The organism is Duganella sp. Leaf61, from assembly GCF_001421905.1.
Classification (GTDB): Bacteria; Pseudomonadota; Gammaproteobacteria; order Burkholderiales; family Burkholderiaceae_D; genus Rugamonas; species Rugamonas zoogloeoides.
Window position 1 is genome coordinate 836,837 of sequence record NZ_LMLM01000012.1, and the last position, 26,114, is coordinate 862,950.

The window sequence follows — 26,114 nt, forward strand, 5'->3', positions numbered from 1 at the left end:
GATTTTTTTATTGGGGCGGCCCCACGGGCCATCTATCAAGGTGGGACCGCGAGGATGGGTCCCACCGACTTACAAGAGCTGTAATTGTTCGACCGCGTCTGCAATTACACCTGGTTCCATCGAGCGCATGATCTTGCGGGTTTGCGGCATGATGCGCGCAAGGTCGCTGTTCAGGATTTCCTGCTTGACCGAGAGCAGTTGCGCCGGATGCATGGAGAACTCGCGCAGTCCCAGGCCCAGCAACAGGCGGGTGAGCTTGACGTCGCCCGCCATTTCGCCGCACACGGCGACGTCGATCCCGGCTTTATGCCCGGCCGCAATCGTCATGGCGATCAATTGCAGCACAGCCGGATGCAGCGGATTGTAAAGGTGTGCGACCTCATAATCAACCCGGTCGATCGCCAGCGTGTACTGGATCAGGTCATTGGTGCCGATCGACAGGAAGTTCATGCGCTTGACGAACATCGGCAATGCCAGCGCGGCGGCCGGAATTTCGATCATCGCGCCCACATCGACATTCTCGTCGAACTTGACGTGCTCTTCGCGCAGCTCGGCCTTCGCTTGCGCGATCATGGCCAGCGACTGGTCGATCTCGAACGCGTGCGCCAGCATCGGGATCAGGATGCGCACCTTGCCGAATGCCGACGCGCGCAAAATCGCGCGCAGCTGGATCAGGAAAATCTGCGGCTCGGCCAGGCAGTAGCGGATCGCGCGCAGGCCCAGCGCCGGGTTCAATGCCGTGTGCTCGGCCTGGTCGAGCGGCTTGTCGGCGCCGATGTCGAGCGTGCGAATCGTCACCGGGCGGCCTTTCATGGCCACCACGGCTTTCTTGTACTGCTCGAACTGCTCGTCCTCGGACGGCATCTTGCCCTTGCGGCCCATGAACAGGAACTCGGAGCGGAACAAACCGACGCCGTTGGCGCCCGCCTCCATCGCGGCCGGGCAGTCGTCGGGCAGCTCGATATTGGCCAGCAGCGTGATCTCGGTGCCATCCTTGGTAATGGCCGGGGTTTTCTTCAGCTTGCCCAGTTTTTTGCGGGCACGGATCGCCGCGTTCTGACGATCGCGGTACTGCTCGAGCACCACCACGCTGGGGTTGGCGATGACCACGCCAGCGTCGCCATCGATGATCAGCCAGTCGTCCTGCTCGATCAGGGTCGAGGCGCCCGACATGCCCACGGCTGCCGGGATGTCGAGGCTGCGGGCGACGATGGCCGTGTGCGAGTTCTGGCCGCCGACGTCGGTGACAAAACCGATGAACGAGCGGTCGCGGAATTGCAGCATGTCGGCCGGCGAGATGTCGTGCGCGACGATGATCATCTGCGGCTGGAATTCGTCGTCGCCCAGCTTGACCGGCGGCGGCAAAATCTGCGCGGTACCCATCAGCACTTTTAAAACGCGTTCGGCCACCTGCTGGATGTCGGCCTTGCGCTCGCGCAGGTACGGGTCTTCGATTTCGTCGAACTGCGCCGACAGTTCATCGATCTGGGTGAGCAGCGCCCATTCGGCGTTGTAGTGGCGCGCGCGGATGATGTCGAGCGGCGCCTCGGAAATCATGGGGTCGGACAGGATCAGCGCGTGGACATCGATGAACGCGCCCAGTTCCGTCGGGGCGTCCTTGGGCAGCTCGTTCCACAGGGTTTGCAGTTCCTTGTGCACCTGGGCCAGTGCCTGCTGCAGGCGCAGCACTTCGGCTTCGAGATGTTCCTCGGCCACCAGGTAGTGCTTGACGTCGAGCGCGGCAGGCGCCAGCTTGTGGGCGCGACCAATCGCAATCCCGCGCGACACCGGGATGCCGTGCAGGGTAAACGAAGCCATGGGGGCGCCGGAATAAGGACGGGAGCGGCCGCGATCCGAAGGCATTACTCGCCTTCGCCGAACTTGTCGTTGACCAGTGCAGTGAGGGCCGCGATGCATTCCTTCTCGTCGGCGCCGTCCGCTTCGAGCAGGACCTTGGCGCCCTTGCCGGCAGCCAGCATCATCACGCCCATGATGGACTTGGCGTTGATGCGGCGCGAATTGCGGCTCAGCCAGACATCGCTCTGGAATTTGGCGGCCAGCTGGGTGAATTTGGCGGACGCGCGTGCGTGCAGGCCGAGCTTGTTGATAATCTCAAGTTCTTGCTGAATCATTTTTATATTGTCTCTTCGAAAAACTGCGAGAAAGCCGCACTCTAAAAATCCCGCGCCAGTCGAATTTATCCGACGCGAATCCGGTTATCGACGCGCACCGCCCCACTTTGCGCACCGGCCAGGGCCATCTCGACGACCACGTCCAGCGTATCGCGGCGGTAGGTTATGGCCCGCAACAGCATCGGCAAGCTGATACCGGCGATCACTTCCACCCTGCCCGCGTCCGCCAACCGGTCGCAGCAATTGGACGGCGTACCGCCCTTCACGTCCGTCATGACCAGCACGCCATCGCCGTCGTCGAGCCGTTTGATCGCCGCCGCCGCCAGTTGCTGGACCTGGCCGAGATCCTGGTCGGCAATCACGTCGATCGCTTCCAGTAGCTCGGTGGGACCACGAAACACGTGGGCGCAGGCGGCAATAAATGCCTGCCCCAGCGGCGCGTGCGTCATAAGCAGTATGCCAACCATATTCTTAATCCGCCAGTGAGCGCGGACTAAATTGCGGCCGTCCGGCAAAATTATTTTGAATTTGCATCTTTTTAACCCGCCGACACGGCAGCTTCCACCGCGTCGATGAAGGTGGCCGCCACCGGGAAGCCCGCTTGCTGGGTGATTTCCTGGAAGCAGGTCGGGCTGGTGACGTTCACTTCGGTCAGGCAGTCGCCGATCACGTCCAGGCCCACCAGCAGCAAACCGCGCGCAGCCAGGGTCGGGCCGATGGCGTTGGCGATCTCGAAATCGCGCTCGGTCAATGGCTGGGCCACGCCGAGGCCGCCGGCGGCCAGGTTGCCGCGCACTTCGCCGTTTTGCGGAATGCGGGCCAGCGAAAACGGTACCGGTTTGCCGGCGATGACCAGGATGCGCTTGTCACCTTTGGCGATGTCAGGGATGAAGCGCTGCGCCATGATGGTCGTTGCACCATTTTGGGTCAGCGTCTCGATAATCGCGCCCAGATTCATGGCATCGGGCTTGACGCGGAAGATGCCGGTGCCGCCCATGCCATCGAGCGGCTTCAGGATGATGTCGCCATGCTCGGCCTGGAAGGCGCGGATGCGGGCCTCGTCAGCCGTTACCAGGGTGGGCGACGTGTATTGCGGGAACTGGGCAATCGCCAGTTTTTCGCTGTGGTCGCGAATCGCCGACGGCTTGTTGAATACCTTGGCGCCCTGGGCTTCGGCCAGCTCGAGCATGTAAGTGCCGTAGATGTATTCCATGTCGAACGGCGGGTCCTTGCGCTGGACAATGGCGTCGAACTCGCCCAGGTTGGTTTCCACCGCCGGCGCGGCGCGGTACCAGTCGGTAGCGTCGCCGGTAAAGCTGATCTGCGACGCCTTGGCCGTGGCGATACCGCCCAGCACTGCCATATCCTTTTGCTCGAAGGCATACACGGTATGGCCGCGCCGGTTGGCCTCGACCATCATGGCGTAGGTGGAGTCCTTGTAAGTCTTGAACGTGGCTAACGGATCTGCGAGAAAAGCGATTTTCATGGATGCTTCCGGTTTGGTGAAGATCTGATTTTAGCCGAGATTCTCAATACACTTCCGGATTGGGGTCGGTGCGCTCCATCTCCAGCGACGCCGCCAGCAGCGCCAGCCGCGCCACCACGCCATACACGTAGAACCGGTTGGGCGCTGCGGTGCCCGGCTTGGCCTTCAAATCGGGCACCGCGTGCTGCTGCGCGAACGCCAGCGGCACGTACTGCGAGCCCGGCGCATTGAGGTTCTGGTCGATGCCCTTCTCGGCGTGGACCCGGTAAAAACCACCGACCACGTAGCGGTCGATCATGTACACGACCGGCTCGGCAACATCGTCCTTGATGCTCTCGAAAGTGGGCACGCCTTCCTGGATGATGAAGTCGGTGACTTCCTTGCCGTCCTTGATAACGATCATCTTGTCGCGCTGGGCCTGCGTCAAGTCCTTGATTTCACTGGAATCCTTGATGGTCAGGATGCTGGTGCCATAGGTGCCGGCGTCGGGCTTGATGATCACGAACGGCTTCTGTTCCTTCATGCCGTACTCTTTGTATTTCTTCTTGATCTTCGAGAGCAGCGTATCGACATTGGCGGCCAGGCACTCGTAGCCCTCGCCGGTGCGGAAGTTCACCGCATCGCACTTGGCGTGCAGCGGGTTGAACATCCACGGATCGACACCGATCAGCTTGCCGAACTTCTTCGCCACTTCGTCGTAGGCGTTCAGGTGGTTGCTCTTGCGGCGCAGCGCCCAGCCCGCGTGCAGCGGCGGCAGCAGGCTTTGTTCGTGAATATTCTGCAGGATGTCGGGAATGCCGGCCGACAAGTCGTTATTGAGCAGCACCGTGCAAGGATCGAAGTCTTTCAGCCCCACGCGACGGCCATTGGCCGAGCGGACCAGCGGTTCCACCACCAGCATATTGCCGTCCGGCAGAGCGATCGGCGTGGGCTGGGTCACTTCCGGCGACAAGGAACCGAGCCGCACGTGCAAGCCGGTCTGGCGGAAAATCTGCATCAGGCGGGCGACGTTTTGCCAGTACGTGGGGTGGCGCTGGGTGATTTCCGGGATCAGCAGCAGGTTGCGCGCGTCGGGGCAGTACTTGTCGATCGCGGCCATGGCGGCCTGCACCGACAAGGGCAGCATCTCGGTAGCCAGGTGGTTGAAACCGCCGGGAAACAGGTTGGTGTCCACCGGCGCCAGCTTGTAGCCGGCGTTGCGCATATCGACCGAGCAATAGAATGGCGGCGTGTGCTCTTGCCACTCGAGGCGGAACCAGCGCTCGATGGCGGGAGTGGCGGCCAGGATCTTTTCTTCGAGGTCGTGGAGCGGGCCGGTCAGGGCCGTGGCGAGATGGGGAACCATGTTTACTTCCTTAAATGATGCGGGAGGCCGACCCTCCAGGCACGCTGAAACACCGAATATTACCTTGTGGACAACCTACATCGGGGCGATAACCCTATTTTAAAGGCGGAAATAAAAAAAAGCCCCCGCACGCAAGTGCGGAGGCTTTCCTGACAAGATTAACAGCAATTACATGTCGGATTACATGTGGTAGGCGGACTCGCCGTGGGTGGTGATGTCCAGGCCTTCGCGTTCCTCTTCTTCCGGTACGCGCAGACCGATCACCATGTCCACCAGCTTGAAGGCGATGAAGGCAACCACTGCCGACCAGACGATGGTGACGCCCACGCCGGTTGCCTGGATCAGCACTTGACCGCTGATCGAGTAGTCGGCCGATGGCTTGTTGGCCACGTAGTCGAAGATGCCCTGGCCACCCAGCGATGGCGCAGCGAACACGCCGGTCAGGATGGCGCCCAGGATGCCGCCCACGCCGTGCACGCCGAACACGTCCAGCGAGTCGTCGGCGCCGAGCAGGCGTTTCAGGCCATTCACGCCCCACAGGCAGATCACGCCAGCGAGCAGACCCATGATCAGCGCGCCCATCGGACCGACAAAGCCGCAAGCCGGGGTAATCGCGACCAGGCCCGCTACCGCACCCGAAGCGCCACCCAACATCGATGGTTTGCCTTTGAAGATCCATTCAGCGAAGACCCACGACACGGTGGCAGCTGCGGTGGCCAGCAGGGTGTTGATGAAGGCCAGGGCCGAGATGTCGCCAGCTTCCAGCGGCGAACCGGCGTTGAAACCGAACCAGCCGACCCACAGCAGCGAAGCGCCGATCATGGTCATGGTCACCGAGTGCGGCGCCATCGATTCGCGGCCGTAGCCGACGCGTTTGCCAATCACGTAAGCACCGACCAGGCCGGCAACAGCGGCGTTGATGTGCACCACGGTACCACCAGCGGTGTCGAGCGCGCCGTGCTGGAACAGGTAACCGGCTTTGGCGGTTTCGGTCGCCAGGGTAGCGGCATCCTTGATCGCGTCAGGACCGGTCCAGAACCAGACCATGTGGGCGATTGGCAGGTACGAGAAGGTGAACCAGATCACCACGACCAGCAGGACGGCGGTGAACTTGGCGCGTTCGGCAAATGCACCGACGATCAGCGCGCAGGTAATCGCTGCGAACGTGGCCTGGAAGGCAACGAACATGAACTCCGGAATTACCACACCCTTGCTGAAGGTGGCGGCATAGGCGAAGGTGCCCTTGACCGGATCGTAGATATTGTTGAGGAAGGTGCGGTCATGCAGGTTGCCGAAGAATGCATTGCCTTCGGTAAACGCCAGCGAGTAACCGTAGATACACCACAACACGACGATCACGGCGAAGATCATGAAGATCTGCATCAGGATCGACAGCATATTCTTGGAACGGACCAGGCCGCCGTAGAACAGGGCCAGGCCGGGAATCGTCATCATGACTACCAGCAGCGTGGCAACCATCATCCAGGCGTTGTCGCCCTTTTGCGGCGTGGGCGCGGCGGCAGGCGCGGTTTCAGCCACGGCGGCGGTGGCCGCCACAGGCGCAGCGGCGGGTGCAGCGGCAGCTTCCGGTGCAGCGGCGGTGGCGGCGGCCACCGGCGCATCAGCCGGCTTGGCATCTTGCGCATGGATCGGTGCGGCAAGAGCGAACAGCAGAGATACCCCAGCTAGCAACGTTGTTATAGTTTTCTTCATCTAAATCCCCTTAAAGAGCTTCGTTGCCGGTTTCGCCGGTACGAATACGGATCACCTGTTCCAGGTTGTACACAAAGATCTTGCCATCACCGATTTTGCCGGTGCGGGCTGCGCCTTCGATCGCTTCGATTGCCTGCTCGACGATGCTGTCGTCAACCGCCGCTTCGATCTTGGTCTTCGGCAGGAAGTCCACGACGTACTCGGCGCCGCGATACAGCTCGGTATGTCCTTTTTGACGACCGAAACCCTTCACCTCGGTCACCGTAATGCCCTGCACGTTGATGGCCGACAGGGCTTCGCGGACTTCATCAAGCTTGAACGGCTTGATAATGGCGGTAATCATTTTCATGAGAGCCTCGCTTAGAAAGTTTTGGAAATAGTCACAACTGCGCCCGATTTACCGAGGTTTTTGCCGTTGCGGCCGACGTATGCATCGGTATTGGTCTTGACGCCGGCAACCGACACCGAGAACACGCCGAAGTCCTTGGTCACGCCGACCTTGTAGTCGCTATAGCTGACCGGGCCATTGTTCTTGACGTTCTGGTGGCCGGCATGGAGGTTGAGCACATAGCCGTCATAGACGTCATAGTTGAACTGGCCGTCGAGGTAGCCGCTGTTCTTGCTGTCAGGCGTGCCGAACAGGTTGCTGGTCGAGTGCGAATACTTGATCGAGAACGGGCCAGCACTCACCTGGGCGTACAATTCGAAGGTATTGGCGCTGGTGGCGAGCTTGTTCGAAGGATAGGCGTAGTACAGCGCGCCGACGTCGTAGGCGAAGGTGTCATTGATCTGGCCGCGTTTGCCGGCATAGACGTCGAATTCATACGAGGCATCGCCGCCGCCGTCCTTGATCCACTTGATATTGGTGGCCCAGGCCCCCACATATACACCGGTGGGGTTGTTGACATAATCAACACCGCCCTGCACGGCTGGTTGCAGACGGGTTTGCGAAATGCCGCGGTAACGGTAATCGCTGACAACGGCGACGTTATAGGAAATCTGGTTGTCTGGTACGGCTTCGGCAGCGGGTTGCGCTTCCTGGGCCTGCGCCGAGGCGCTAATGGTGGCGAATGCCAAAGTCAACGCTGCTGCTGTCAGGGTTCGGGTCAGGCTTTTGTTTTGGCTCTTCATCATTTTGTCCTTGTAGTTATCGAAACTGAATACAGATACTAGGTGCGATGCGGGTAAAATCCTTGTGAAGCGAAGCGTTAAGCATTCCCTGGCTTCTATAGCAGAATGCGTGCCAGCTAACGTTGCCTGGTAGATAGCAGCTTTGGCTGCTTTGTCATGGGCGACAGGGCGCCGCCTCTGACAAAAGTGATAATTTGGAAGGAAAGTTGGCCGCGCTGTTTGAATTTGCACCACATCGATACACGGACGCACTTCAATGGTGCATCCGTCCCGCCACCAGATCAAGGAATATTATGGATATGAATACTTTTTTTAACGACTTGCAGAACAAGATCTCCAAGGCCGTCGAAAATTCGCCCGCCAAGGACATCGAAAAGAACGTCAAGTCCATGATGACCCAGGGCTTCTCCAAGCTCGACCTGGTTACCCGCGAAGAGTTCGATATTCAGACCCAGGTGCTGGCCAAAACCCGCGCCAAGCTGGAAGCTCTGGAAACTCGCCTGGCGGCGCTGGAGGCGAAAGCCGCACCGGTCCAGCCGGCTGCAGTGTCGCCTGAACCTAAAGTGGAGATCGCCAAGGGCGAGGTGCTGTAAGCAAGCTGCCGGCGGGTAATCTGCCGGCGTATTGTTGAAATTATTTGCCGACGCGGAAGTAGTCGGCATCGAGATATGCCGGGGCGCCGCTGGCTCCCGGCACCCGCGTCGCCAGCAGGCCCACTTGCGCCCCCACCCAGCGTCCGACGCTGGCCGTGAACGGCTGCCCCGCCAGTGTGTACTGCTTGCCATCCTGGCTGTACGAGAAGCGCACCACCGCACCGTCGCTCACTTGCGCCCGCAGGTACAGCGCCTGTTTATCCGTACGGTTGTTCCCTCCCTGGTCCACCGGCCGTAACACCTGCACCTGCTCCTTGCAGGCGGCAGCCGGTTCCGCGCAGGTTGCCAGCACCAGCTCCCTGCCATTTTTGCCCTGCTGCACGCCGATCCACGCGTATTGAATCCCCAGCACCACCAGGCCCGCGCGGCTCAGGTCGCCATGAACCTCAATCCGGGTATCGACCGTGAAGGCCGGCGCCGGGAATTTTTGCGTCAGCACGGAAGGCACGTCGCGCACGCTGCCGGCAACCGGCGCCGCCTGCGCATGCAACCGCAAACTGCCCTGCTTGGCCGTGAGTTCATACCAGCCCGGCGCCTCGTTGGCGTTCCATTGCCATTGCAGCCCCAGCTTGGCGGCGTTGAATTCGTCGCCCGCCGGTGGCGCCTTGATGCCGCTGTCCTTGCCGGCCGGCTTGTCGTGCACCAGCACCGGCTCGCCCGTGCCCTTGCCATCCTTGTCCTCGCCGATCACCGGCCAACCGTCGTGCCAGCGCATCGGCTGCAAGTGGACGATGCGGCCGTACGCGCGCTTGTCCTGGAAGTGATAGAACCAGTCGCGTCCTTTCAGATCATCGACCCACGCGCCCTGGTGCGGGCCGTTGGTGGTGGAGGCCCCCTGCGCCATCACGATGCGGTCCTGGTACGGCCCGGCGATGGTGCGCGAGCGGAATACCGACTGCCAGCCGTGTTCCACGCCACCGGCCGGCGCGAAGATGTAGTAGTAGCCGTCCTTCTTGTAGAACTTCGGACCTTCCAGCGTGGTGTAGCCACTGAGCTTGTTGCCGTCGATGATGTCCTTACCGCGCTGGTCGAGCAGCGTGCGCGCCTCCGGGTCCATCTCGCGCAAGGTCAGGATGTTGTTGAAGCCCGCGCGGCTCCTGGCCCACGCGTGCACCAGGTAGGCCTTGCCGTCGTCGTCCCACAGCGGCGACGGATCGATGATGCCTTTTCCGGGCAACAGCAGGTGCGGCTCGCTCCACGGTCCGGCAAAGCTGGTGGCGGTGATCACGTACACGCCGAAATCGGGATCGGGATAGAAGATCCAGAATTTGCCGGCGTGATGGCGCAGCGACGGCGCCCACACGCCCTTGCCCGGCTGCGGCGTGGCGAATGCCTGCGCCGGCACCAGCTTGGGCAGCGCATGGCCCACCAGTTCCCAGTTGACCATGTCGGTCGATTGCAGCAGCGGCAGCCCCGGCGCGTTGCTGAAGCTCGACGCGGTCATGTAGAACGTGGCGCCCACGCGGATGGCGTCGGGATCGGAATAGTCGGCGTACAGGATCGGGTTCTGGTAGCGGCCGTTGCCGAGGTCGGCCACCCACGGGCCGCCCGGTTGTGCGGGAGTTTGAGCAATCGTCCACGGCGCGCTGCACAGCAGCGCCAGCGCGGCGGCGGTTGTCATTATTTTCATTTTGTCTCCTGCGGTTTGGCTGCAAGCGGCGCGATGGTAAAGCTGTAGCTGGCCGGTTCGAGCTTGATGCGGTACTTGACGTGAGCGCGGCCGGTGAGGTTCCAGCCGGTGTCGCCGCCTACGCCGCTCTGGGCCAGGTCGATCAGCAGCGAGCCGTCGCCATGCGGTGCAATCTCCGAGCTTTTCCAGGCGCCACGCGGACGCAGGTACAGGTCTTCGTACGGGAACGCCAGCGCGTTGACCGACAACGGCGCGGCGCCCTTGACGGTGATGCCGCTGCCCTGGGAGTTGAATAGCGACAGCCAGCGCACGCCGGTCTTGTTGCCGCTTTCCTGCGGACGGCTATAGCCGTGGTACTGGTCCGCCACCTTGCCGGTGTAGCGGCCGATGGCGTAGCCGGTGGCGCGGTCGGCATACGATTCCTGCGGTCCGCGTCCGTACCACTCGATGGTGTCGAGCGTGTTGTCGTTGTCGAAGCGCAGGCCCAGGCGCAGCGGATCGGGCAAGTCGTCGCGCAGCGGCGTAAACGTCGCCGCCACACCGAGCGCGCCATCGGCATCAAGGGTATATGTCGTTTCCCAGTGGGCGGCGCCGGCGCCAAAGCTGTACAAGACTTTTGCCCGGTTGCCGTCCAGCGTGACCGAGCGCACGTGGCGCTGTTCCGAGAAGGTCTTCCAGACCTGGTGCGTCTTGTCCACGCCCGCGCCTTCGTCGTTGTCGATCAGCCCGCGCCAGAAGTTCGGTGCGCCGCCCTTGAGCACGGTCTTGCCGTCTACCGCGTAGTCCACCAGGCCGGTTTTCGCATCGAGCCGCAGGACGGCCGGGCCGCCAGCGAGTCGGATGTCGTCGCCCGCGCGCGTTGGCTGCGCCGCTTTGGCCGTCGCCGCCGGTTTGGAAGCTGGCACCGTGACGAACTGCGACCAGCCCACCACCGTGCCAGCCGCCACGCCCTTGACCGAATCGGTGCGGGCTTTGGCGCGCAAGGTCACCAGTTGTTCGCCGCCGGTCGAGCGCAGCTTGGGCAGCCTGATCTCGATCTGGCGGCTGGCGCCCGCAGCGACGGCCGGCACGGTCAGCGCACCGCGCGTGACCTCGTTGCCGTCGTTGGTGAGCACCCAGTCGAAATCGAGGTCGGACGTGTCGCGGAAGTCGTAGCGGTTGACCACCGTGACCTTGCCGGACCTGGGATCGCCCTCGAACACCAGCGGCGAATACACCTTTTGCACTTCGTAGTATTCGGGGTCGGGCGTGCGGTCGGCGCGCACCACGCCGTCGCCCACCACGCTGTTGTCGCCCACCTTGGGATTGACGTCGAAGCCGGACGCCCAGTAGCGGCGGCCCTTGTCATCGGTGGCGAACACGGTCTGGTCCACCCAGTCCCAGATAAAGCCGCCCTGCAGTTTTTTATGGGCGCGGATCACCTGCCAGTAGTCTTCCATGTTACCGAGCGAGTTACCCATCGCGTGCACGTACTCGCACTGGATCATCGGCTGGGTGAAGCGCGGATCGACCGCGTAATCGACCATCTTTTCGATGTCGTCGTACATCGGCGCGTAGATGTCCACGTAGGCATTTGGCTTGTGGGTTTCGCCGATGGTGCCGTAGCCCAGGTAGCTGACCAGGCGGGTGGGATCGTTGGCGCGGATCCACTGCGCCGCGTGTTCGAAATTGGGACCGGTGCCGGCTTCATTCCCCAGCGACCAGAAGATGATCGACGGCGCATTCTTGTCGCGTTGGACCATGCGCGAGACGCGGTCGAGGTGGGCCGCGCGCCACTGCGGCTTGTAGCCGAGCTGCACCTGTTCGCGGTAGCCGGGCACCTTGGAGTGGTCGCCCAAATGCATGTAGGCGTGCGATTCGATATTGGCTTCGTCCATCACGTACAGGCCGTATTCGTCGGCCAGGTCGTACCAGCGCGGATCGTTCGGATAATGCGAGGTGCGCACGGCGTTCACGTTCGCCTGCTTCATCATCTCCACGTCCTTGCGCATCAGGTCCAGCGACATCACGCGGTAGGTCACCGGATCGTGCTCGTGGCGGTTGGCGCCCTTGATCATGATGCGCTTGCCGTTGACGCGTACTTCGCCATCCTTCATCTCCACCGTGCGGAAGCCGATGCGGCGCGACGTGGCCGACACCAGCTTGCCGTCGGCATCAAGGTATTCGATCAGCATGCGATACAGGTTGGGTGTCTCCGCCGACCAGGCATGCACCTTGGGCAGCACGCCATCGATGGTGGCGGCACTGCCGTCGATCTTCGCCTTGCGGGCGAATACTTCGCGCTCGCCGTCGAACAGCGTGACTGCGATTTCGCCCGCTGCGGGCGTGCCCGCCAATTCGGCCTTGAGCTTGAATACGCCGTCGGTGTACTGTTTGTCGAGCAGTGCGGTGACGGTGTAGTCGCGCAGCCAGGCTTTGGGTTCGGCGTACAGGTACACGCTGCGCTCGATGCCGGACAGGCGCCAGAAGTCCTGGTCTTCCAGGTACGAGGCGTCTGCCCAGCGATAGACTTCGATCGCGATATTGTTCTTGCCCGGTTTGAGGTAGCGATTGAGCTTGAATTCGGCCGGCAGCTTGGAGTCCTCCGAGTAGCCCACCTTCTCGCCGTTGACCCAGATGTAGTAAGCGGAACCGGCCGCGCCCACGTGCAGGAATACTTCGCGCCCTTCCCAGCCGGCCGGCACCACGAAGTCGCGGCGGTACGAACCCACGTCGTTGAAGGCGTCGGGCACATGCGGTTCGTTGAGCGGGAACGGGTAATCGACATTGGTGAAAATCGGCTTGCCGTAGCCCTGCGCCTGGATCATGCCCGGTACCTGGATGGTACCCCAGCGGCTGGTGTCGAAATCGTTGCGGTAGAAATCTTTCGGGCGCTCGCCGGGCGTATTGGAGTGGGCGAACTGCCAGGTGCCGTCGAGCGACAGGTAGTACTGCGAGGCGGCCATGTCGCCGGCCACCGCCTTGTCGCGGCTCTCGAAATTGAAGAACGTCGCCTTCATCGGTTCGCGGTTCACGGCCACCACTTCCGGTTGCTGCCACTCGGTGAGCGGCGTTGGTGCGGGGGCGGCGTGCACACCGGCCGAGAGGGACGCCAGCGCCAGCAGGCATGCGTGGACAGGAGCGGTTTTTTTGACCATGGGGTGTTCTACCTTTTCATGAAAACGATGACAAAGATACCAGCGCCGAGTATAGGCGATGGATGGCGCCGGAGGTCAATGCCCTCCGGTCAATTGCTTGCGCGTTTAGGCAGCGCGATGGTGAAGGTGGTGGACCACAGCCGCGAGGGCGCGCCCATGGGCAGCAGCACATCGCCGTCACCCGCACTGGAACTGGCGCTGGCGTCGTCGCCCAGCTTTGACAAGTCCCAGCGCACCGACACCGGATATTGCCTGCCGTCCGGTGGCAGCAGCACCAGTGCATTGCCTGCGACGGCAAGGCCACCACGCTCGACGCGCAGCGCGCTGGTGGCGGGCGGTGGCAGCGCTGGGCCTGGCGTCGCATCGGGCGGCGCGGCGGCGCGGCGCTTGGGCGGTGGCGGTTCCACCGGCGCCTGGTAGTGCACCACCAGGTCGCCCTGCACGTCGCGCGGCGACGTCCATTCGCGCAGTTTGCCGTCCGGTCCCTTGACGTCGCGCGTGGCCAGCGGCACGTTGCCGTGGCTGTCGCGCACCGTCAGTTCCTTGAGCGTGACGGCCACCGTTTCACCTTGCTCGACCGCGAGCGGCAGCTGCAGCAGCGCAGTATCGGCGCCCACCTGCACGTCGGGCACCTTGAGCGTGACATCGACCACGCCGATGCCCGCGCCAGCCTTGTCGGGATGGTTGAACGGCGCTGGCTGCAACAGCAGCAACAGCGGGCGTGGCGGCTGTGGTGCGGCCGCCGCCGCATCCTGGTCCGGCGCTTGCGCCATCGCGCCGCCCGCCGCCAGCGCCAGCAAGCCGGCCTGGATGGTTCGCAAACCCGTTCGATGAATCACAGTGGCAATGCGCATATCGGGCTCCACAAAAATCGACGATCAACAACTTTACCATCTATCAATGTTTCCTTGCGCAAGGTAGCACTGCCTCTGCCGCAGATCAAGGCCCGGCCTGGCCAACCGGCTACACTCGCGGCAGCCCGTGACCACGTAGGGGAAACACATGAGCCTGGCCGTACTCAAGAGCCGCGCCCTCGCGGGCATGGAAGCGCAGCAAGTCAATGTCGAGGTGCACCTGGCCAACGGCCTGCCTGCGTTCACCATCGTCGGCCTGGCAGATACCGAAGTGAAGGAAGCCAAGGACCGCGTGCGCGCCGCGATCCAGAACGGCGGCTTCGAGTTTCCCGCCCAGCGCATCACCGTCAATCTCGCGCCGGCCGACCTGCCCAAGGAATCGGGGCGCTTCGATTTGCCGATCGCACTGGGCATCCTGGCCGCCTCGCGCCAGATTCCCGCCGCTATCCTGGACCAGTACGAGTTTGCCGGCGAGCTGTCGCTGTCGGGCGAGCTGCGGCCGATCCGGGGGGCGCTGGCGATGTCGTTGGCGATGACGCGCGATGCCAGGCGTGATTGCGCCCACAATGGCGAGCACGGTAAAGAGCCTGTCAGGCAGCGCACTCCGCCCGGTAAAGCTGACCGGCGTGGCTTCATCCTGCCGCAAGCCAATGCCGACGAAGCGGCGCTGGTGAACGGCGCCGCCATCTACCCGGCCAGCTCACTGCTGCAAGTGTGCGCCCACCTGGCGGCCAGTTCAAGCGAGGCGATGCTGTCGCGCCATACGTCTGCGCTGGCGGTGGCCATGACCGAGGTGGCCGACCTGGCCGACGTCAAGGGCCAGTTCATGGTCAAGCGCGCGCTGGAGGTGGCGGCGGCCGGCAACCACAGCCTCCTGATGGTGGGCCCGCCCGGCGCCGGCAAGACCATGCTGGCGGCGCGCTTTCCCGGCCTGCTGCCGCCGATGACCGACGACGAGGCGCTGGAAGCGGCGGCCGTGCAGTCGCTCACCGGCGGCTTCCGGATCGAGGACTGGAAGCGCAGGCCATTTCGCGCCCCGCACCATACGGCATCCGGCGTGGCATTGGTGGGCGGCGGCGGCTATCCGCGTCCCGGCGAAATCTCGCTGGCTCATCGCGGCGTGCTGTTCCTCGACGAGCTGCCCGAGTTCGACCGGCGCGTGCTGGATGTGCTGCGCCAGCCGATGGAGTCGGGCCGCGTCACCATCTCGCGCGCGGCGCAGCAGGCCGAGTTCCCCGCCCACTTCCAGCTGATCGCCGCGACGAACCCGTGCCCGTGCGGCTACCACGGCCATCCCAGCGGCGTGTGCAACTGCACGACCGAGCAGATCGCCCGTTACCAGGGCCGTGTTTCCGGCCCCCTGCTCGACCGCATCGACATGCAGATCGAAGTCTCCGCCGTGGAACCCGACACCCTGGCCGCCGACGCCGACGGCGAACCTTCCACCGCGATTGCCGCCCGGGTGCAGCGCGCCGCCGAGATCCAGCTGGCGCGCCAGGGCAAGCGCAACCAGTACCTCACCACCCGCGAAATCGACCGCCTGTGCAAGCCCGACAAGGCGGGCAGGGCCAAGCTCAAACGCAGCATGGAACACTTCCAGTGGTCGGCCCGCGCCTACCACCGCATCCTGCGCGTGGCCCGCACCATCGCCGACCTGGCCGGGGCGGAAGGGATTGGCGAACAGCATATCGGGGAGGCGGTGCAGTATCGGAGGGCATTGAAGGATCGGTGAGCGCTCGGGCTGTGAGAGAATCACACCATGAATTCAATCCGCAGACAACCAATCGCCGTCGCCGCGCTCCTGTTCGCAGCGCTCACCGGTACCGCCCGCGCCGAAGACACGCCTGCACCAACTCCGGCCATCCAGCCCATCCCCTACTCCGGCAAAATCGTCAGCGCCACCGGCACCGTGCCGGAGCAAGCCGCCATCTTTGCCGACTGCCAGGATGGCAGTGAGCGCATCCATGGCCAGATCGAAGCCGACACCTACCGCCTCGACCTGCCGCCAGCCGTCACATGCACCGTGGTGCTCGGTGACACGGATTGGGAAGCCGATGCCCAACTGGTGTCCGATGCTGCCACCGCCCTTCCGCAAACCATGCTGATATACCCGCTGCCGGTGCCGCAGCCGGAGATCGCGCGCGAGCTGATCGAGATGGGTGCCCAGGACCGCGCGGTGCGCCAGGCCTGGGCTGCCGGCAAGCGCGATGCCGCGTCAGAAAAGAAGTTTGCGGCGGATGATCGCAAACGCCAGCGGCGCCTGCGCCAGATCATCACTACCAAAGGCTGGCCAACGATTTCAATGGTGGGCGCAGAAGCTGCCAACGAGGCGTGGCTGGTTGCGCAGCACGCCCCGCCTGCGCAGCTCAAGCACTGGGCGGTGTTCATGCGCGCGGCAGCAGCCAGGCACGAAATCAAGCTGGTCAACCTGGCTACCACGCTGGATCGCGTGCGCATGTATGAGAAGCGGCCGCAGATTTACGGCACCCAGTACAGCAGTCGCGAGGATGGTGCGATCCAGTTCTACCGGATCGAGGACATCGCCAATATCGACAAGCGGCGCCTGGAAATGGGCATGTCCACGTTTGCCGCGTTGCAGGCGCAACTGGCCAAGCCACCCAAACCGGCAGAGCCAACCAAACCTGCCGAGCCGGCCCCTCCTGTTACTCCTGCCACCCCTGCTACTGCTGGGGAATAGCTTCCTGAATCAGCTCAAACCTCCCACTGTACCTTCACCGTCAACGACTTGTTAGTAGTATCGGGATCGCGCGTGCGGTCGCGCGAAAAGCCCACCGACATCGAGCGGCCGTGGCGCCACAGGTGACGGTATAACAGCGAGCGGTGCATCTGCCGCTCGGCCCATGGCTCCAGTCCCGAGACGCCGTCGTCGCGGCGCGCGGCCGACGTGGTTTGCGCCAGCAGCCGCAATGAGTCGGCAGCCGTGAAGTGCAGCATGCCCAGCGCACGCCAGCCGTTGTCCACGAATGCCGGCCGGCCCAGGGTGCCCTGCACCCATGCGCGGTTGAGCCGGAAATCGGTCTCGATCGACCAGCCACGCGTGCCAGGCAATGGCAGGCGCAAGCCCAGGTCCACGATGGCATTGCCGCCGCTGCCCACGCGATCGGCATCGACGTCGAGCTGGCGGCCCAGCGTGACCTCGGCATTGAACTTGGTCATCCACGACAGCGGCGACGATTCGAAACCGAAGTGCACGGCCGGCACATCGTGCAGAGGCCCCAGGCGGCGGCCGCGCTGCTGGTCGAAGCCAAGGTTGGCCCACAGGTTGGTCTGCCGTCCGGCGCGGAACCAGATCCCCGGCTGGAGCTTGCGCTCGACAACCTGGTTGGCCTGCTGGTCCAGCCGATTATCCGACAGGGTACGGATCTCGTGCACGCCCAGGTGCGCCTCGAATTCGTACAGTTCCAGCTCGGCGCCGCCAAGCGCCAGCGTGCGTCCGCCCAGCCGGCGGTTGAGATTGATGTCGGTCTTGAGCACGCCCGCCTGCGGCACAAAGCCGTTGTCGTTGACAAAACCCGGCGTGATCGCCTCCAGCTGCAACTCGTTCCACCAGGCGTCGCTGATGCTGGTGAATTTGCCGAGCGCGTAGCCGCCGTGGCGCGTGGCCACGCGGGCACTGCGCGCCACCGGTTCCTCCACGAAGCCGGCGCTGGTTTGCGAGTGCATCAGCAGCCACAAGGCCTGCTGGCCGTCGCCGCGCCACTGGCCGTCGAAACCTGCCACCTCGTTGCTGCCGGCATCGCCGTAACCGCGCTGCGAGACGAACGCGCCCATCACCGAGTGTTCGCCATGCCAGCGCGTGCGCACCATGCTGGCGAGGGTGCGCCGGGTTTGCGCGTATTCGGCCGTCTCGTAGGCGCCGCCGCGCAGCACCACGCCGCCCTCCTGGTCGCGCAAGCTCATGGCGGTGGCGTCGGCGCCAGCATCGCGCCAGGTCGCGCGCAAGCCCCATTCCGGGTCGGCCACGGTGCGCGAATAAAATGCCGACAGCGGCAATCCCAGCACGTCCGAACTCTCGAGGAAAAAGCCGCGTTTTTCCGGCAGGCTCAGGGCGATGCGGCTGGCGCCCGACGACGTGGGCTCGTCGATTTCCACCTGCGAGAAATCGGGATTGACGGTGGCGTTGAACACCCAGTCCGCGCGTGGCCGGGCATTGACCTCCAGGCCCACGCTGGCGCGGTCGCCGCGCTGGCGTCCCGTTTCATCGCGGTCGCGGTTGGACCGCATGGTCAGTTCCGGCTTGAGTTCCACGAAGCTGCGGTCGCGCACCGCCGCCACCGTGTCGCCCATGCCGCCCACGTCCTGCAACAGCGCGATGTGGCTCAGCGAGCCGTTTTTGAGCGGAGTGCTGGTGAGCAGCAGGCCGTCCGCGTGCGGCACGCTGCGCTCGATCATCACGCGCCAGGTCTTGCCGTCGGCGTAGGGAAAGCGCAGGTTCGACAGCGGCCAGCGGATCTCCATGGTATAGCCGTCGGCCAGTCGCTTGACTGCTGCGTCGATGGGAAAGTCCGGTCCCAGGTCCGACTCGTCGAGATCCGCGCGATAGATGCCGTCGCTGAACACGCCGGCGATATTCACGCGCACGAACTGCGCCGCGCGGCCATGTCCCGTGGGATCGAGCCACACGCCGATGAAGTCCTGGTCCAGGCTCACCTTGTCGCGCCGTGTGAGGGTGCCGCGCATGCGCTCGGGCGCGTCGTCCCAGGCGCGGATGCCGAACACCAGCGCACCGTCGTCGATCAGCAGTTGCACCGTGGTGCGCAGGTTGGCCGGCGCCGGCTTGCCGTCGGCGGGGAGAAACTGGTGGAAGGCGTCGAACACGGGGGCGGTGCGCCACGCGTCGTCATCGAGCGCGCCATCGATGCGCAAGCTGGCGGTGCGGTCGGCCAGCATGGCTGACAATGGCGGAACTCGCTGGTGGCGTTCGTCCTGCTCCACGGCCGCCACATCGCCGGCGGCAAACATGGCAGCAAAGCCTGCCATGCGAAATACCCTGAAAATTGAATCCACTCTAGCCCCTGTTTTGTGCGCAGCAGTTTACCGCAGCAAGATGCTTTTTTGAGAACTATTTTTGAGAAGATCGTCCACGCTAAATTCTGTCGAAGCACGCGCATAACATCACTTGTTTGCCACCCTTGCTGCTATATTCAGCATTGCCTTCAACTTGCCGGAATCCGCATGACACGCCTGCCCCTTCTGCTTGCCGCCAGCGCCGTGCTGGCCGGCTGCGCCACCGCCCCTGCACCGATGACCGACTTCACCGCCAACTCCGGCAGCCCACGCGCGCCCGAGCAACTGGCGGTCACGTTCGAGCACGCCGATGTGGCGCTGCGCGTCGATCCTGCGACGCAAAGCATCAGCGGCGACACTGCGCTCACCTTCACCGCCACTGCGCCGCTCACCCGCATCGCGGTGGAACTCGACCGCAACCTGCCGATCGACGGCGCCAGCGTGGACGGCGTCGCCTTGCCGGCAGCGGCCATCAGCAATCCCGACGGCCGCCTGTACCTCACCTTGCCCAAACCGCTGCTGGCGGGCGAGCGCACCACCGTGCGCATCCGCTACCACGGCGTGCCGCACGTGGCAAAACGGGCGCCGTGGGACGGCGCCTTCGTGTGGGCCAGGACCGCCGACGGCCAGCCGTGGATTGCCACCACGGTGGAAGGAGAAGGGTGCGATCTGTTCTGGCCCTGCATCGATCACCCGATGGGCAAACCGAAACTGATCGACCTGCACATCACGGTGCCTTCGCCCCTGGTCGTCGCCGGCAACGGCGTAGCCACCGGCATGACGGAAAAAGACGGCTGGCACACCTACGACTGGCGCGCCAGGAATCCCAGCACCTACGGCGTGTCGCTCAACATCGGGCCATACGATGTGCTGGCGGGCGACTACGTTAGCCGCTACGGCAATACCATCGCGCTGCGCTACTGGTACCTGAAAGGGGACGAGGAAAACCGCAAGAAGGCGCAGGGACTGTTCGATGAATTCACGCCCATGCTCGATTTCTTCGAAAGCCGCATCGGCCCTTACCCGTTCGGCGACGAAAAAATGGGCGTGGTCGAAACCCCGCACCTGGGCATGGAACACCAGACCATCAACGCCTACGGCAACAAGTACCTGAAGTCGCCGTACGGTTACGACTGGCTGCTGCACCATGAGCTGTCGCACGAGTGGTTCGGCAACCAGATGACCAACGCCGACTGGGACGACATGTGGCTGCACGAAGGCTTCGGCAGCTATATGCAGCCGCTGTACCTGCAATCGCTGCGCGGCGAGATGGCGTTCCAGGCCGAGTTGTTCAAGCAGCGCCAGGCCATCAAGAACAAGGCCCCCATCGTCAGCGGCAAAACCCAGCGCATCCAGGATGTGTACGATGCCGATAAAGGCGGTCCTGGCAACGACATCTACGTCAAGGGTTCGCTGATCCTGCACACGCTGCGCAACCTGGTGGGCGACGACGCCTTTTTCCGCGCCACGCGGCGCATGGTGTACGGTACCGACACGCCGGTACCGGGCCAGTTCCAGCCGCGCTGGAGCAGCACGAAGGAATTCATCGGCATCGCCAACGAAGCGGCCGGCCGCGACCTGGACTGGTTCTTCGACGCCTATCTGTACCACGCCGCGCTGCCCGAACTGGTCGAGACGCGCGCCGGCGACCAGCTCACGCTGCGCTGGCAGCTCAAGGACGGCGGCGCCTTCCCGATGCCGCTCGAAATACGCGTCAATGACCGCATCGAGAAGCTGCCCATGACGGACGGCCAGGGCGTGCTGACGCTGCCGCCGCGCGCGCTGGTGACCATCGATCCATATTCGCGCGTGCTGCGCCGCGCTGCGCACATCGAGGCATGGCAAGCCGACGAAGCGGCGCGCAAAAAGAGCAAGGCCGCCAAATGAACACGCGCCTGCTGGCGGTCCCGCTGCTGGCGCTCGTGCTCAGCGCCTGCGACCCGCACTACAACTGGCGCGACTACCGCAGCAAGGATGCGCCGTACAGCGTGCTCCTGCCCGGCAAGCCGGCCACGCACGCGCGCGATGTGCGGCTGGGCGAACTGCCGGTGCGGATGACGATGAGCGCAGCCGAAGTGGACGACGTGGTATTCGCCGTGGGCAGCGCCGAGTTGACCGACACGGCGCAGGCGCCGGCCGCGCTGCTGGCCATGCAGACCGCGCTGGCGCGCAATATCGGCGCCACCATTACCAGCCAGGCCACCGTTGCCGACGGTGCGCAAACGACCGTCAGCATCGAAGCGAAAGGCATGCGCAACGGCGAACCCACGCTGCTGATCGGCCGCTTCATCGCGCGCGATCGCCGCGTGTACCAGGTGGTGGTGATGGGCGCCGAGCGCCACATCGCGCGCGAGCAGGTGGCAACCTTCCTCGACTCGTTCAAGCTGCAATGAACAGAAATAGTTTGAAACAATTTGCTCACTTAGAGTTGGCTTAACTGTTAGGTTTGCCTCTTCCAAACATTCAGAAATGAATTAAAGTGGTCTTACGGCGTGCCCGCCAACGAGAGCCGGCGCACCGCACTGTCCAACAAAATCAAGAGGCGCATCATGTTAATCACATTCAAAACCCGCTACAGCCCTGAAGTGTTGATGTACCAGGAACATGCCCAACGCATCCTCGACCTGCTGCACAAAAATCCCACGCGCGGCGTGATCACGGCCACCGAAGCGGCCGAGGCGCTGTCGGTGCTGGAAGACCAGGTAGCCGAAAGCAAACTTCATCCCGAAACCGATATCGAATACGACATCCACGCCCACGAGCGCGAGGAAGGCGAGACAGTCGAACATGCGCTGGCCCAGCGCGTGGGCTTCGCGGCCCGCGCCTATCCGCTGGTGGAGATGCTGCGCCTGGCCAAGCAGGAAAACCAGCCTATCGTCTGGGGCGTTTAATCGCCGTTCAGACTAGCCTGTAATGGCAGGTCGATGGTGAACCGCGTCCCCACGCCCACGGCGCTGTCGACGCGGATCGCGCCATCGAGCAGCGAGCTGACGATGTTGTAGGTGATGCTCAAGCCCAGTCCATTGCCGCCCTGCCCCAGCTTGGTGGTGAAGAACGGATCGAATATCCGGGCCTGGTGTTCCAGCGTGATGCCGCAGCCGTCATCCTCGAACACGATGCGCACGTTGTCTGTCCCCACCCGTACCGCCCACAACCGGATCAAGCCATCTTCGCGACCGTCGAACGCATGCAGCAGCGAGTTGTTGATCAGGTTGATGATCACCTGGCCATAGGGACCGGGGAAGCTGTCCATCTCGATATCGTCCGGCATTTCCAGCACCATCCGGTGGCCGGCCTTGCGGATCTGGTTCTTCATGGTGGTGACGATTTCGGCGCTGGCCTGGTGCAGGTTGAAGCGGCGCCGCTTGGCGCTGGCCTGGTCCACCGCCACCTGTTTAAAACTGTTCACCAGTTCCGCCGCGTTGTGCAGGCTGCGCATCAGCAGCGTCGACGCCTCGCGCGACGCCTCGATGTAGTGCTTGAGGTCCGAGCGGCGCAGCGCGTTGTCGGCGTGGCGCGCTTCGATATCGGTGGTCTTCGCTTCCAGCGTGCTGGCGATCACCAGGCTGTTACCAATCGGCGTATTGAGTTCGTGGGCGACACCTGCCACCAGCGAACCCAGGGCCGCCAGCTTTTCGCGCTCCACCAGTTGCTGCTGCGCGTCCTGCAACTGGCGGTACGAATCAGCGTTGGCAAACGCCACCGCCACGTACGAGGCCAGCGTGGTCAGCATGTCGAGATCGATGCGCTGGTAGGCGTTGGCGCGGTAGCTGTGCACCGTGATCACGCCGCGTACCTGCCCCGACACCGAGATCGGCACATAGATCAGCGAGCGCGGTTCTGACGGCAGCGAACCGTCTTCCAGGGTGCCCATGTGCTCCGCGTCCGACACCAATGCCAGGTTGGCGATATAGCGCGGGTAGTCCTGTTCCAGGTCGTTGATGAACACTTCCTGCGCATGGTTGATGCACCATACGGCCAGCTGGTTCGGCTCCAGCATGCTGCGGGTGTAGGGCGTATAGCGCTTGCCCTTTTCCATGGCGAACGGGTACTCGATCAGCTCCTGTTCCGGGCGATAGATGCCGATGCCGAACACGCTGGCGTCCATCAGCGCATGCACCTGCTGGTACAACATCGACATGATCGCCTCGCTATCGAGATTGGCGGTCAGGCGGCGGCCGATATCGGACAGTAGCGAGATATTGCGGTGCGCCTGTTCCACGCTGTCCTTTTGCCGTTCCACTTCGCGCTTTTCGTGTTCGACCGATTCCTTCTGCTGCACCAGTTCGCGGGTACGTCCGATCACTTCGTTTTCAAGCGTCTGCTTTTGCCGCACCAGCCGCCGGATGCGCAGGCGGAACAGCAGGTAGCCAAGCCCCACCGCCAGTGCCAGAACCAGCAGGCGGAACCACCACTGCTTCCAGAACGGCGGCGTGATCACCACTTCGAGCGCCACCGGCTCGTTGTTCCAGATGCCGTCCTTGTTCGACGCCCGGATCCGGAACACGTAGCGGCCGGGGTCGAGGTTGGTGTACGTGGCAAACCGCCGGCCGCTATCGGTGTTGACCCATTGCGGATCGAAGCCCTCAAGCTGGTAGGTGTAGCGGTTGCGCTGCGGGTCGGCAAAATGCAAACCGGCGAATTCGATCGTGAACATGGCGTCGCGCGGGCCCAGGGTGACTGACCTGGCCGCGTCCAGCGGACCGCGTGTCAGCACGTCCTCGCGCATGATGGCGGTCAGGATCGACTGGTTGAAAATCGAGAAATCGGTAATTGCCACTTGCGGCGGCATCGGGTTGTCGTGGATGCGGTTCGGGTTAAATGCGGTCAGGCCGCCCAGGCCGCCAAAGTACAGGGCGCCGTCGGCCGCCCGATAGCCGGCGCCGATGTAATACGACCCGTCGAGCAAGCCATCCTTGGCAGTGTATTGCTTGAACACGCCCTTGGCCGGGTCGAACAGGTCGATGCCACCGGTATTACTGATCCACAGCCGCCCCTTGGCATCGCTCAGGATGGCGCCGATCGGATCAGATGGGTAGCCTTCGCGCACCGGGTAAAATCGGAACCGCAACTCGCCATCGGGGCCAGGGATGGCTTTACACAGGCCGGCGCCGGTGCCCACCCACATGACGCCCTTGGCGTCTTCGTGCAGATACTGCACGCGCTTGTGGCACAGGCTGTCTGGTTGCCTTGGCTGGTGTCGGTAATGGCGAAATTTGCCGGTCTCGCGATCAAAGCGTTCGAGGCCACTTTCGGTACCAACCCACAGCACGCCGGCACGGTCCTCGAGCAGCGCCTTGATGCGGCCTTCGAGGCTGTCAGGATTCCCCGGGTCCGGGCGATAGGTGGTCACCGCCAGTGTGCGGGGATCAACGCGATGCAGTCCGGCCGGGGTGCCGATCCAGATCACGCCACTCCGATCAACCAGTATGCGCTGGACCAGGAGCGATATCGGGCGGGTGTCAAGCGCGATCCGCGTAAAGCGGCCGCTGACCGGATCGCGCCACGCCACGCCGGCGTCGGTAACAACCCAGAGGCGGTCCTGGTGATCAGTGGCCAGGGCCAGCAATTGGTTGCTGGGCAGGCTGGTCGGATCCTCGGGTACGGTACGCCAGATTTCGGTAGTGCCGCGCACCGGATCGAGGCGAGTCAGTCCATCGGCCGTACCGAGCCACAGTTTATTGCCGCCTGCGCTGGCAATCGCGCGCACCTTGTTGTTGCTGATGCTGTTGAGGACGCCTTCGTGTTCGGTGTACCGCTCGAATCCGCCACTCAGCAAATCTACCTTGTCGAGGCCGGTGTACCAGTTGCCGACCCAGAGTGTGCCCGTGCGGTCCTGGTACAGCGCACTGATACGGTTGCTGGAAATGCCGCTCTTGTCGAGATTGTTGGCGCGGTAGTGGTGCAACTGGCCTTGCAAGGGATCGCGGCGCAGCAATCCGTCATCCTGCAACGCAATCCATAAATGGCCTTCGCTGTCTGGCAGCATGGCGGTAACCTGGCGGTTCGCCAGGGCCGCTCCGCCCTCGAGCGGCAACTGCTCGGCAGTATCACCATTCATGCGCCAGGTTTGCAGGCCGTGCACCCCTGCCACCCACACCAAACCATCGGCGCCCAATGCCAGCATGTCGATGGCGCCCGCTGTCGTCGCTGCCTCTTTCGATACTAGATGGCGGAACGTGCTGGTACCGGCCGGCATCAGATCGAGTCCGCTGGCCGTGGCCAGCCACAGGTTGCCCCGTTGGTCGCGCCTTATGGCGTTGATGCGGTCATCGCCAGGCGTACCGGTATCGCCCGGCACATGGCGCAGCGCGCGTATCGTCCCCGTAGCGGTATCGAAGTGCTGCAGGCCGTCGCTGGTAGTGAGCCACAAGCCGTCCTTGCCGTCGCCAATGATGTTGGTAACCGAGAGACTGCCAGGTGCAATGTGTTGGTGGATGAAACTCTGGGTGTCTCGATCAAACCGATCCAGGCCTCCCTTGGTGCCTATCCACAGCCGTCCCCGGCCGTCTTCATACAGCGCCTGGATAAAGTTATCGGCCAAACTGCGGGAGTCAACGGGATTGTTCTTGAAGGAGGTGATGCGATAACCGTCGTAGCGGCTCAGGCCTGCCTGGGTACCGATCCACAGGTAGCCCTGGCGGTCTTGTACGATTATCGTGACTGACTCCTGTGGCAATCCGTCTGCCACACCCAGGTGATCGAACCGCAAACTGAGCGGCGCGCCCACGGCGCTTGCTGCCAGCCAAAGCCAGGCAAACAAAATAGCCAGACGCGTTGCACGATTTAACATTTCTTTCACCCCGAGTTGAACTTATTGTAATTCAGAAATATCGGGGAGAAATGAAAAAAACCCCCATCAGCCTAAGCGCGATCTTGAGCGCGCTTAGGCTGATGGGGGTTTTCCTATATAACTAGCCTGACGATAACCTACTTTCACACTGGTTGCAGCACTATCATCGGCGCAAAGTCGTTTCACGGTCCTGTTCGGGATGGGAAGGGGTG

Annotated in this window: 19 protein-coding genes; 6 read left to right on the forward strand and 13 right to left on the reverse strand. The window is 63.3% G+C overall.

Going from position 1 to position 26,114, the window contains the following annotated elements:
• Positions 1 to 69: 69 nt before the first annotated feature.
• The 8 genes from ptsP to ASF04_RS12650 all read right to left on the reverse strand — a co-directional run bounded on the left by ptsP (position 70) and on the right by ASF04_RS12650 (position 7,807).
• Positions 70 to 1,818 (reverse strand): phosphoenolpyruvate--protein phosphotransferase, encoded by a 1,749-nt coding sequence (gene ptsP, locus ASF04_RS12615; protein ID WP_056141847.1) that lies wholly within the window; start codon positions 1,816 to 1,818, stop codon positions 70 to 72.
• Between the two features lie 44 nt (positions 1,819 to 1,862).
• Positions 1,863 to 2,132 carry an HPr family phosphocarrier protein gene (locus ASF04_RS12620; protein WP_019924464.1) on the reverse strand — a complete coding sequence of 90 codons (270 nt, stop codon included), beginning with the start codon at positions 2,130 to 2,132 and terminating at the stop codon, positions 1,863 to 1,865.
• A gap of 65 nt (positions 2,133 to 2,197) precedes the next feature.
• Entirely contained in the window at positions 2,198 to 2,599 is a 402-nt protein-coding gene (locus ASF04_RS12625) for a PTS sugar transporter subunit IIA (RefSeq protein ID WP_026637766.1), read from the reverse strand.
• A 71-nt stretch (positions 2,600 to 2,670) separates the two neighbouring features.
• Positions 2,671 to 3,618, reverse strand: a complete 948-nt coding sequence (gshB, locus tag ASF04_RS12630) for a glutathione synthase (RefSeq protein WP_019924466.1) — start codon at positions 3,616 to 3,618, stop codon at positions 2,671 to 2,673.
• Between the two features lie 43 nt (positions 3,619 to 3,661).
• The gene (gene gshA, locus ASF04_RS12635) at positions 3,662 to 4,963 is read right to left on the reverse strand and encodes a glutamate--cysteine ligase (protein WP_056141850.1); all 1,302 of its coding nucleotides are present in this window, start codon (positions 4,961 to 4,963) and stop codon (positions 3,662 to 3,664) included.
• A gap of 180 nt (positions 4,964 to 5,143) precedes the next feature.
• Positions 5,144 to 6,676 carry an ammonium transporter gene (locus tag ASF04_RS12640; RefSeq protein WP_056141853.1) on the reverse strand — a complete coding sequence of 511 codons (1,533 nt, stop codon included), beginning with the start codon at positions 6,674 to 6,676 and terminating at the stop codon, positions 5,144 to 5,146.
• 10 nt (positions 6,677 to 6,686) lie between these two features.
• Positions 6,687 to 7,025 (reverse strand): P-II family nitrogen regulator, encoded by a 339-nt coding sequence (locus ASF04_RS12645; RefSeq protein ID WP_008444920.1) that lies wholly within the window; start codon positions 7,023 to 7,025, stop codon positions 6,687 to 6,689.
• 11 nt (positions 7,026 to 7,036) lie between these two features.
• Positions 7,037 to 7,807, reverse strand: a complete 771-nt coding sequence (locus ASF04_RS12650) for a TorF family putative porin (RefSeq protein WP_056142045.1) — start codon at positions 7,805 to 7,807, stop codon at positions 7,037 to 7,039.
• Positions 7,808 to 8,100: 293 nt separating this feature from the next.
• Here ASF04_RS12650 and ASF04_RS12655 point away from each other — a divergent pair, with 293 nt between their 5' ends.
• On the forward strand, positions 8,101 to 8,400 hold the full coding sequence (locus tag ASF04_RS12655) for an accessory factor UbiK family protein (RefSeq protein ID WP_056141856.1): 300 nt from the start codon (positions 8,101 to 8,103) through the stop codon (positions 8,398 to 8,400).
• Positions 8,401 to 8,440: 40 nt separating this feature from the next.
• On the opposite strand, the gene ASF04_RS12660 is transcribed toward ASF04_RS12655, so the two are convergent.
• The 3 genes from ASF04_RS12660 to ASF04_RS12670 all read right to left on the reverse strand — a co-directional run bounded on the left by ASF04_RS12660 (position 8,441) and on the right by ASF04_RS12670 (position 14,048).
• Positions 8,441 to 10,090: a glycoside hydrolase 43 family protein gene (locus ASF04_RS12660; RefSeq protein ID WP_229205030.1), complete on the reverse strand. Its 1,650-nt coding sequence runs from the start codon at positions 10,088 to 10,090 to the stop codon at positions 8,441 to 8,443.
• Complete coding sequence (locus ASF04_RS12665) at positions 10,087 to 13,227, reverse strand: glycoside hydrolase family 2 TIM barrel-domain containing protein (protein WP_056141858.1); 3,141 nt, start codon at positions 13,225 to 13,227, stop codon at positions 10,087 to 10,089. The genes ASF04_RS12660 and ASF04_RS12665 overlap by 4 nt, the downstream gene beginning before the upstream one ends.
• 89 nt (positions 13,228 to 13,316) lie before the next feature.
• Positions 13,317 to 14,048, reverse strand: a complete 732-nt coding sequence (locus ASF04_RS12670; protein WP_156368612.1) for a hypothetical protein — start codon at positions 14,046 to 14,048, stop codon at positions 13,317 to 13,319.
• Between the two features lie 181 nt (positions 14,049 to 14,229).
• Here ASF04_RS12670 and ASF04_RS12675 point away from each other — a divergent pair, with 181 nt between their 5' ends.
• Entirely contained in the window at positions 14,230 to 15,813 is a 1,584-nt protein-coding gene (locus ASF04_RS12675) for a YifB family Mg chelatase-like AAA ATPase (protein WP_056141863.1), read from the forward strand.
• Between the two features lie 27 nt (positions 15,814 to 15,840).
• Entirely contained in the window at positions 15,841 to 16,779 is a 939-nt protein-coding gene (locus tag ASF04_RS12680; protein WP_056141867.1) for a DUF6624 domain-containing protein, read from the forward strand.
• 14 nt (positions 16,780 to 16,793) lie between these two features.
• Here the strand turns inward: ASF04_RS12680 and ASF04_RS12685 are convergent, their stop codons facing one another.
• Positions 16,794 to 19,082: a hypothetical protein gene (locus ASF04_RS12685; RefSeq protein WP_056141871.1), complete on the reverse strand. Its 2,289-nt coding sequence runs from the start codon at positions 19,080 to 19,082 to the stop codon at positions 16,794 to 16,796.
• A 195-nt stretch (positions 19,083 to 19,277) separates the two neighbouring features.
• Here ASF04_RS12685 and ASF04_RS12690 point away from each other — a divergent pair, with 195 nt between their 5' ends.
• The 3 genes from ASF04_RS12690 to ASF04_RS12700 all read left to right on the forward strand — a co-directional run bounded on the left by ASF04_RS12690 (position 19,278) and on the right by ASF04_RS12700 (position 22,000).
• Entirely contained in the window at positions 19,278 to 20,996 is a 1,719-nt protein-coding gene (locus tag ASF04_RS12690) for a M1 family metallopeptidase (RefSeq protein ID WP_056141874.1), read from the forward strand.
• Positions 20,993 to 21,502 carry a hypothetical protein gene (locus ASF04_RS12695; RefSeq protein WP_056141876.1) on the forward strand — a complete coding sequence of 170 codons (510 nt, stop codon included), beginning with the start codon at positions 20,993 to 20,995 and terminating at the stop codon, positions 21,500 to 21,502. Before ASF04_RS12690 ends, ASF04_RS12695 begins: the two co-directional genes overlap by 4 nt.
• A 156-nt stretch (positions 21,503 to 21,658) precedes the next feature.
• Positions 21,659 to 22,000: a DUF1840 domain-containing protein gene (locus tag ASF04_RS12700; RefSeq protein WP_026637769.1), complete on the forward strand. Its 342-nt coding sequence runs from the start codon at positions 21,659 to 21,661 to the stop codon at positions 21,998 to 22,000.
• Here the strand turns inward: ASF04_RS12700 and ASF04_RS12705 are convergent.
• A complete protein-coding gene (locus tag ASF04_RS12705) occupies positions 21,997 to 25,902 on the reverse strand; it encodes a two-component regulator propeller domain-containing protein (protein ID WP_056142051.1) in 3,906 nt (1,301 codons plus the stop codon). The genes ASF04_RS12700 and ASF04_RS12705 overlap by 4 nt on opposite strands.
• Positions 25,903 to 26,114 lie beyond the last annotated feature (212 nt).

What these genes read in the sequence shown, in the direction of transcription:
- ptsP (WP_056141847.1), bottom strand. Translation starts at nt 1,818, where the DNA reads ATGGCTTCGTTTACCCTGCACGGCATCCCGGTGTCGCGCGGGATTGCG.
- ASF04_RS12620 (WP_019924464.1), bottom strand. Translation starts at nt 2,132, where the DNA reads ATGATTCAGCAAGAACTTGAGATTATCAACAAGCTCGGCCTGCACGCA.
- ASF04_RS12625 (WP_026637766.1), bottom strand. Translation starts at nt 2,599, where the DNA reads ATGGTTGGCATACTGCTTATGACGCACGCGCCGCTGGGGCAGGCATTT.
- gshB (WP_019924466.1), bottom strand. Translation starts at nt 3,618, where the DNA reads ATGAAAATCGCTTTTCTCGCAGATCCGTTAGCCACGTTCAAGACTTAC.
- gshA (WP_056141850.1), bottom strand. Translation starts at nt 4,963, where the DNA reads ATGGTTCCCCATCTCGCCACGGCCCTGACCGGCCCGCTCCACGACCTC.
- ASF04_RS12640 (WP_056141853.1), bottom strand. Translation starts at nt 6,676, where the DNA reads ATGAAGAAAACTATAACAACGTTGCTAGCTGGGGTATCTCTGCTGTTC.
- ASF04_RS12645 (WP_008444920.1), bottom strand. Translation starts at nt 7,025, where the DNA reads ATGAAAATGATTACCGCCATTATCAAGCCGTTCAAGCTTGATGAAGTC.
- ASF04_RS12650 (WP_056142045.1), bottom strand. Translation starts at nt 7,807, where the DNA reads ATGAAGAGCCAAAACAAAAGCCTGACCCGAACCCTGACAGCAGCAGCG.
- ASF04_RS12655 (WP_056141856.1), top strand. Translation starts at nt 8,101, where the DNA reads ATGGATATGAATACTTTTTTTAACGACTTGCAGAACAAGATCTCCAAG.
- ASF04_RS12660 (WP_229205030.1), bottom strand. Translation starts at nt 10,090, where the DNA reads ATGAAAATAATGACAACCGCCGCCGCGCTGGCGCTGCTGTGCAGCGCG.
- ASF04_RS12665 (WP_056141858.1), bottom strand. Translation starts at nt 13,227, where the DNA reads ATGGTCAAAAAAACCGCTCCTGTCCACGCATGCCTGCTGGCGCTGGCG.
- ASF04_RS12675 (WP_056141863.1), top strand. Translation starts at nt 14,230, where the DNA reads ATGAGCCTGGCCGTACTCAAGAGCCGCGCCCTCGCGGGCATGGAAGCG.
- ASF04_RS12680 (WP_056141867.1), top strand. Translation starts at nt 15,841, where the DNA reads ATGAATTCAATCCGCAGACAACCAATCGCCGTCGCCGCGCTCCTGTTC.
- ASF04_RS12685 (WP_056141871.1), bottom strand. Translation starts at nt 19,082, where the DNA reads ATGGCAGGCTTTGCTGCCATGTTTGCCGCCGGCGATGTGGCGGCCGTG.
- ASF04_RS12690 (WP_056141874.1), top strand. Translation starts at nt 19,278, where the DNA reads ATGACACGCCTGCCCCTTCTGCTTGCCGCCAGCGCCGTGCTGGCCGGC.
- ASF04_RS12695 (WP_056141876.1), top strand. Translation starts at nt 20,993, where the DNA reads ATGAACACGCGCCTGCTGGCGGTCCCGCTGCTGGCGCTCGTGCTCAGC.
- ASF04_RS12700 (WP_026637769.1), top strand. Translation starts at nt 21,659, where the DNA reads ATGTTAATCACATTCAAAACCCGCTACAGCCCTGAAGTGTTGATGTAC.
- ASF04_RS12705 (WP_056142051.1), bottom strand. Translation starts at nt 25,902, where the DNA reads ATGTTAAATCGTGCAACGCGTCTGGCTATTTTGTTTGCCTGGCTTTGG.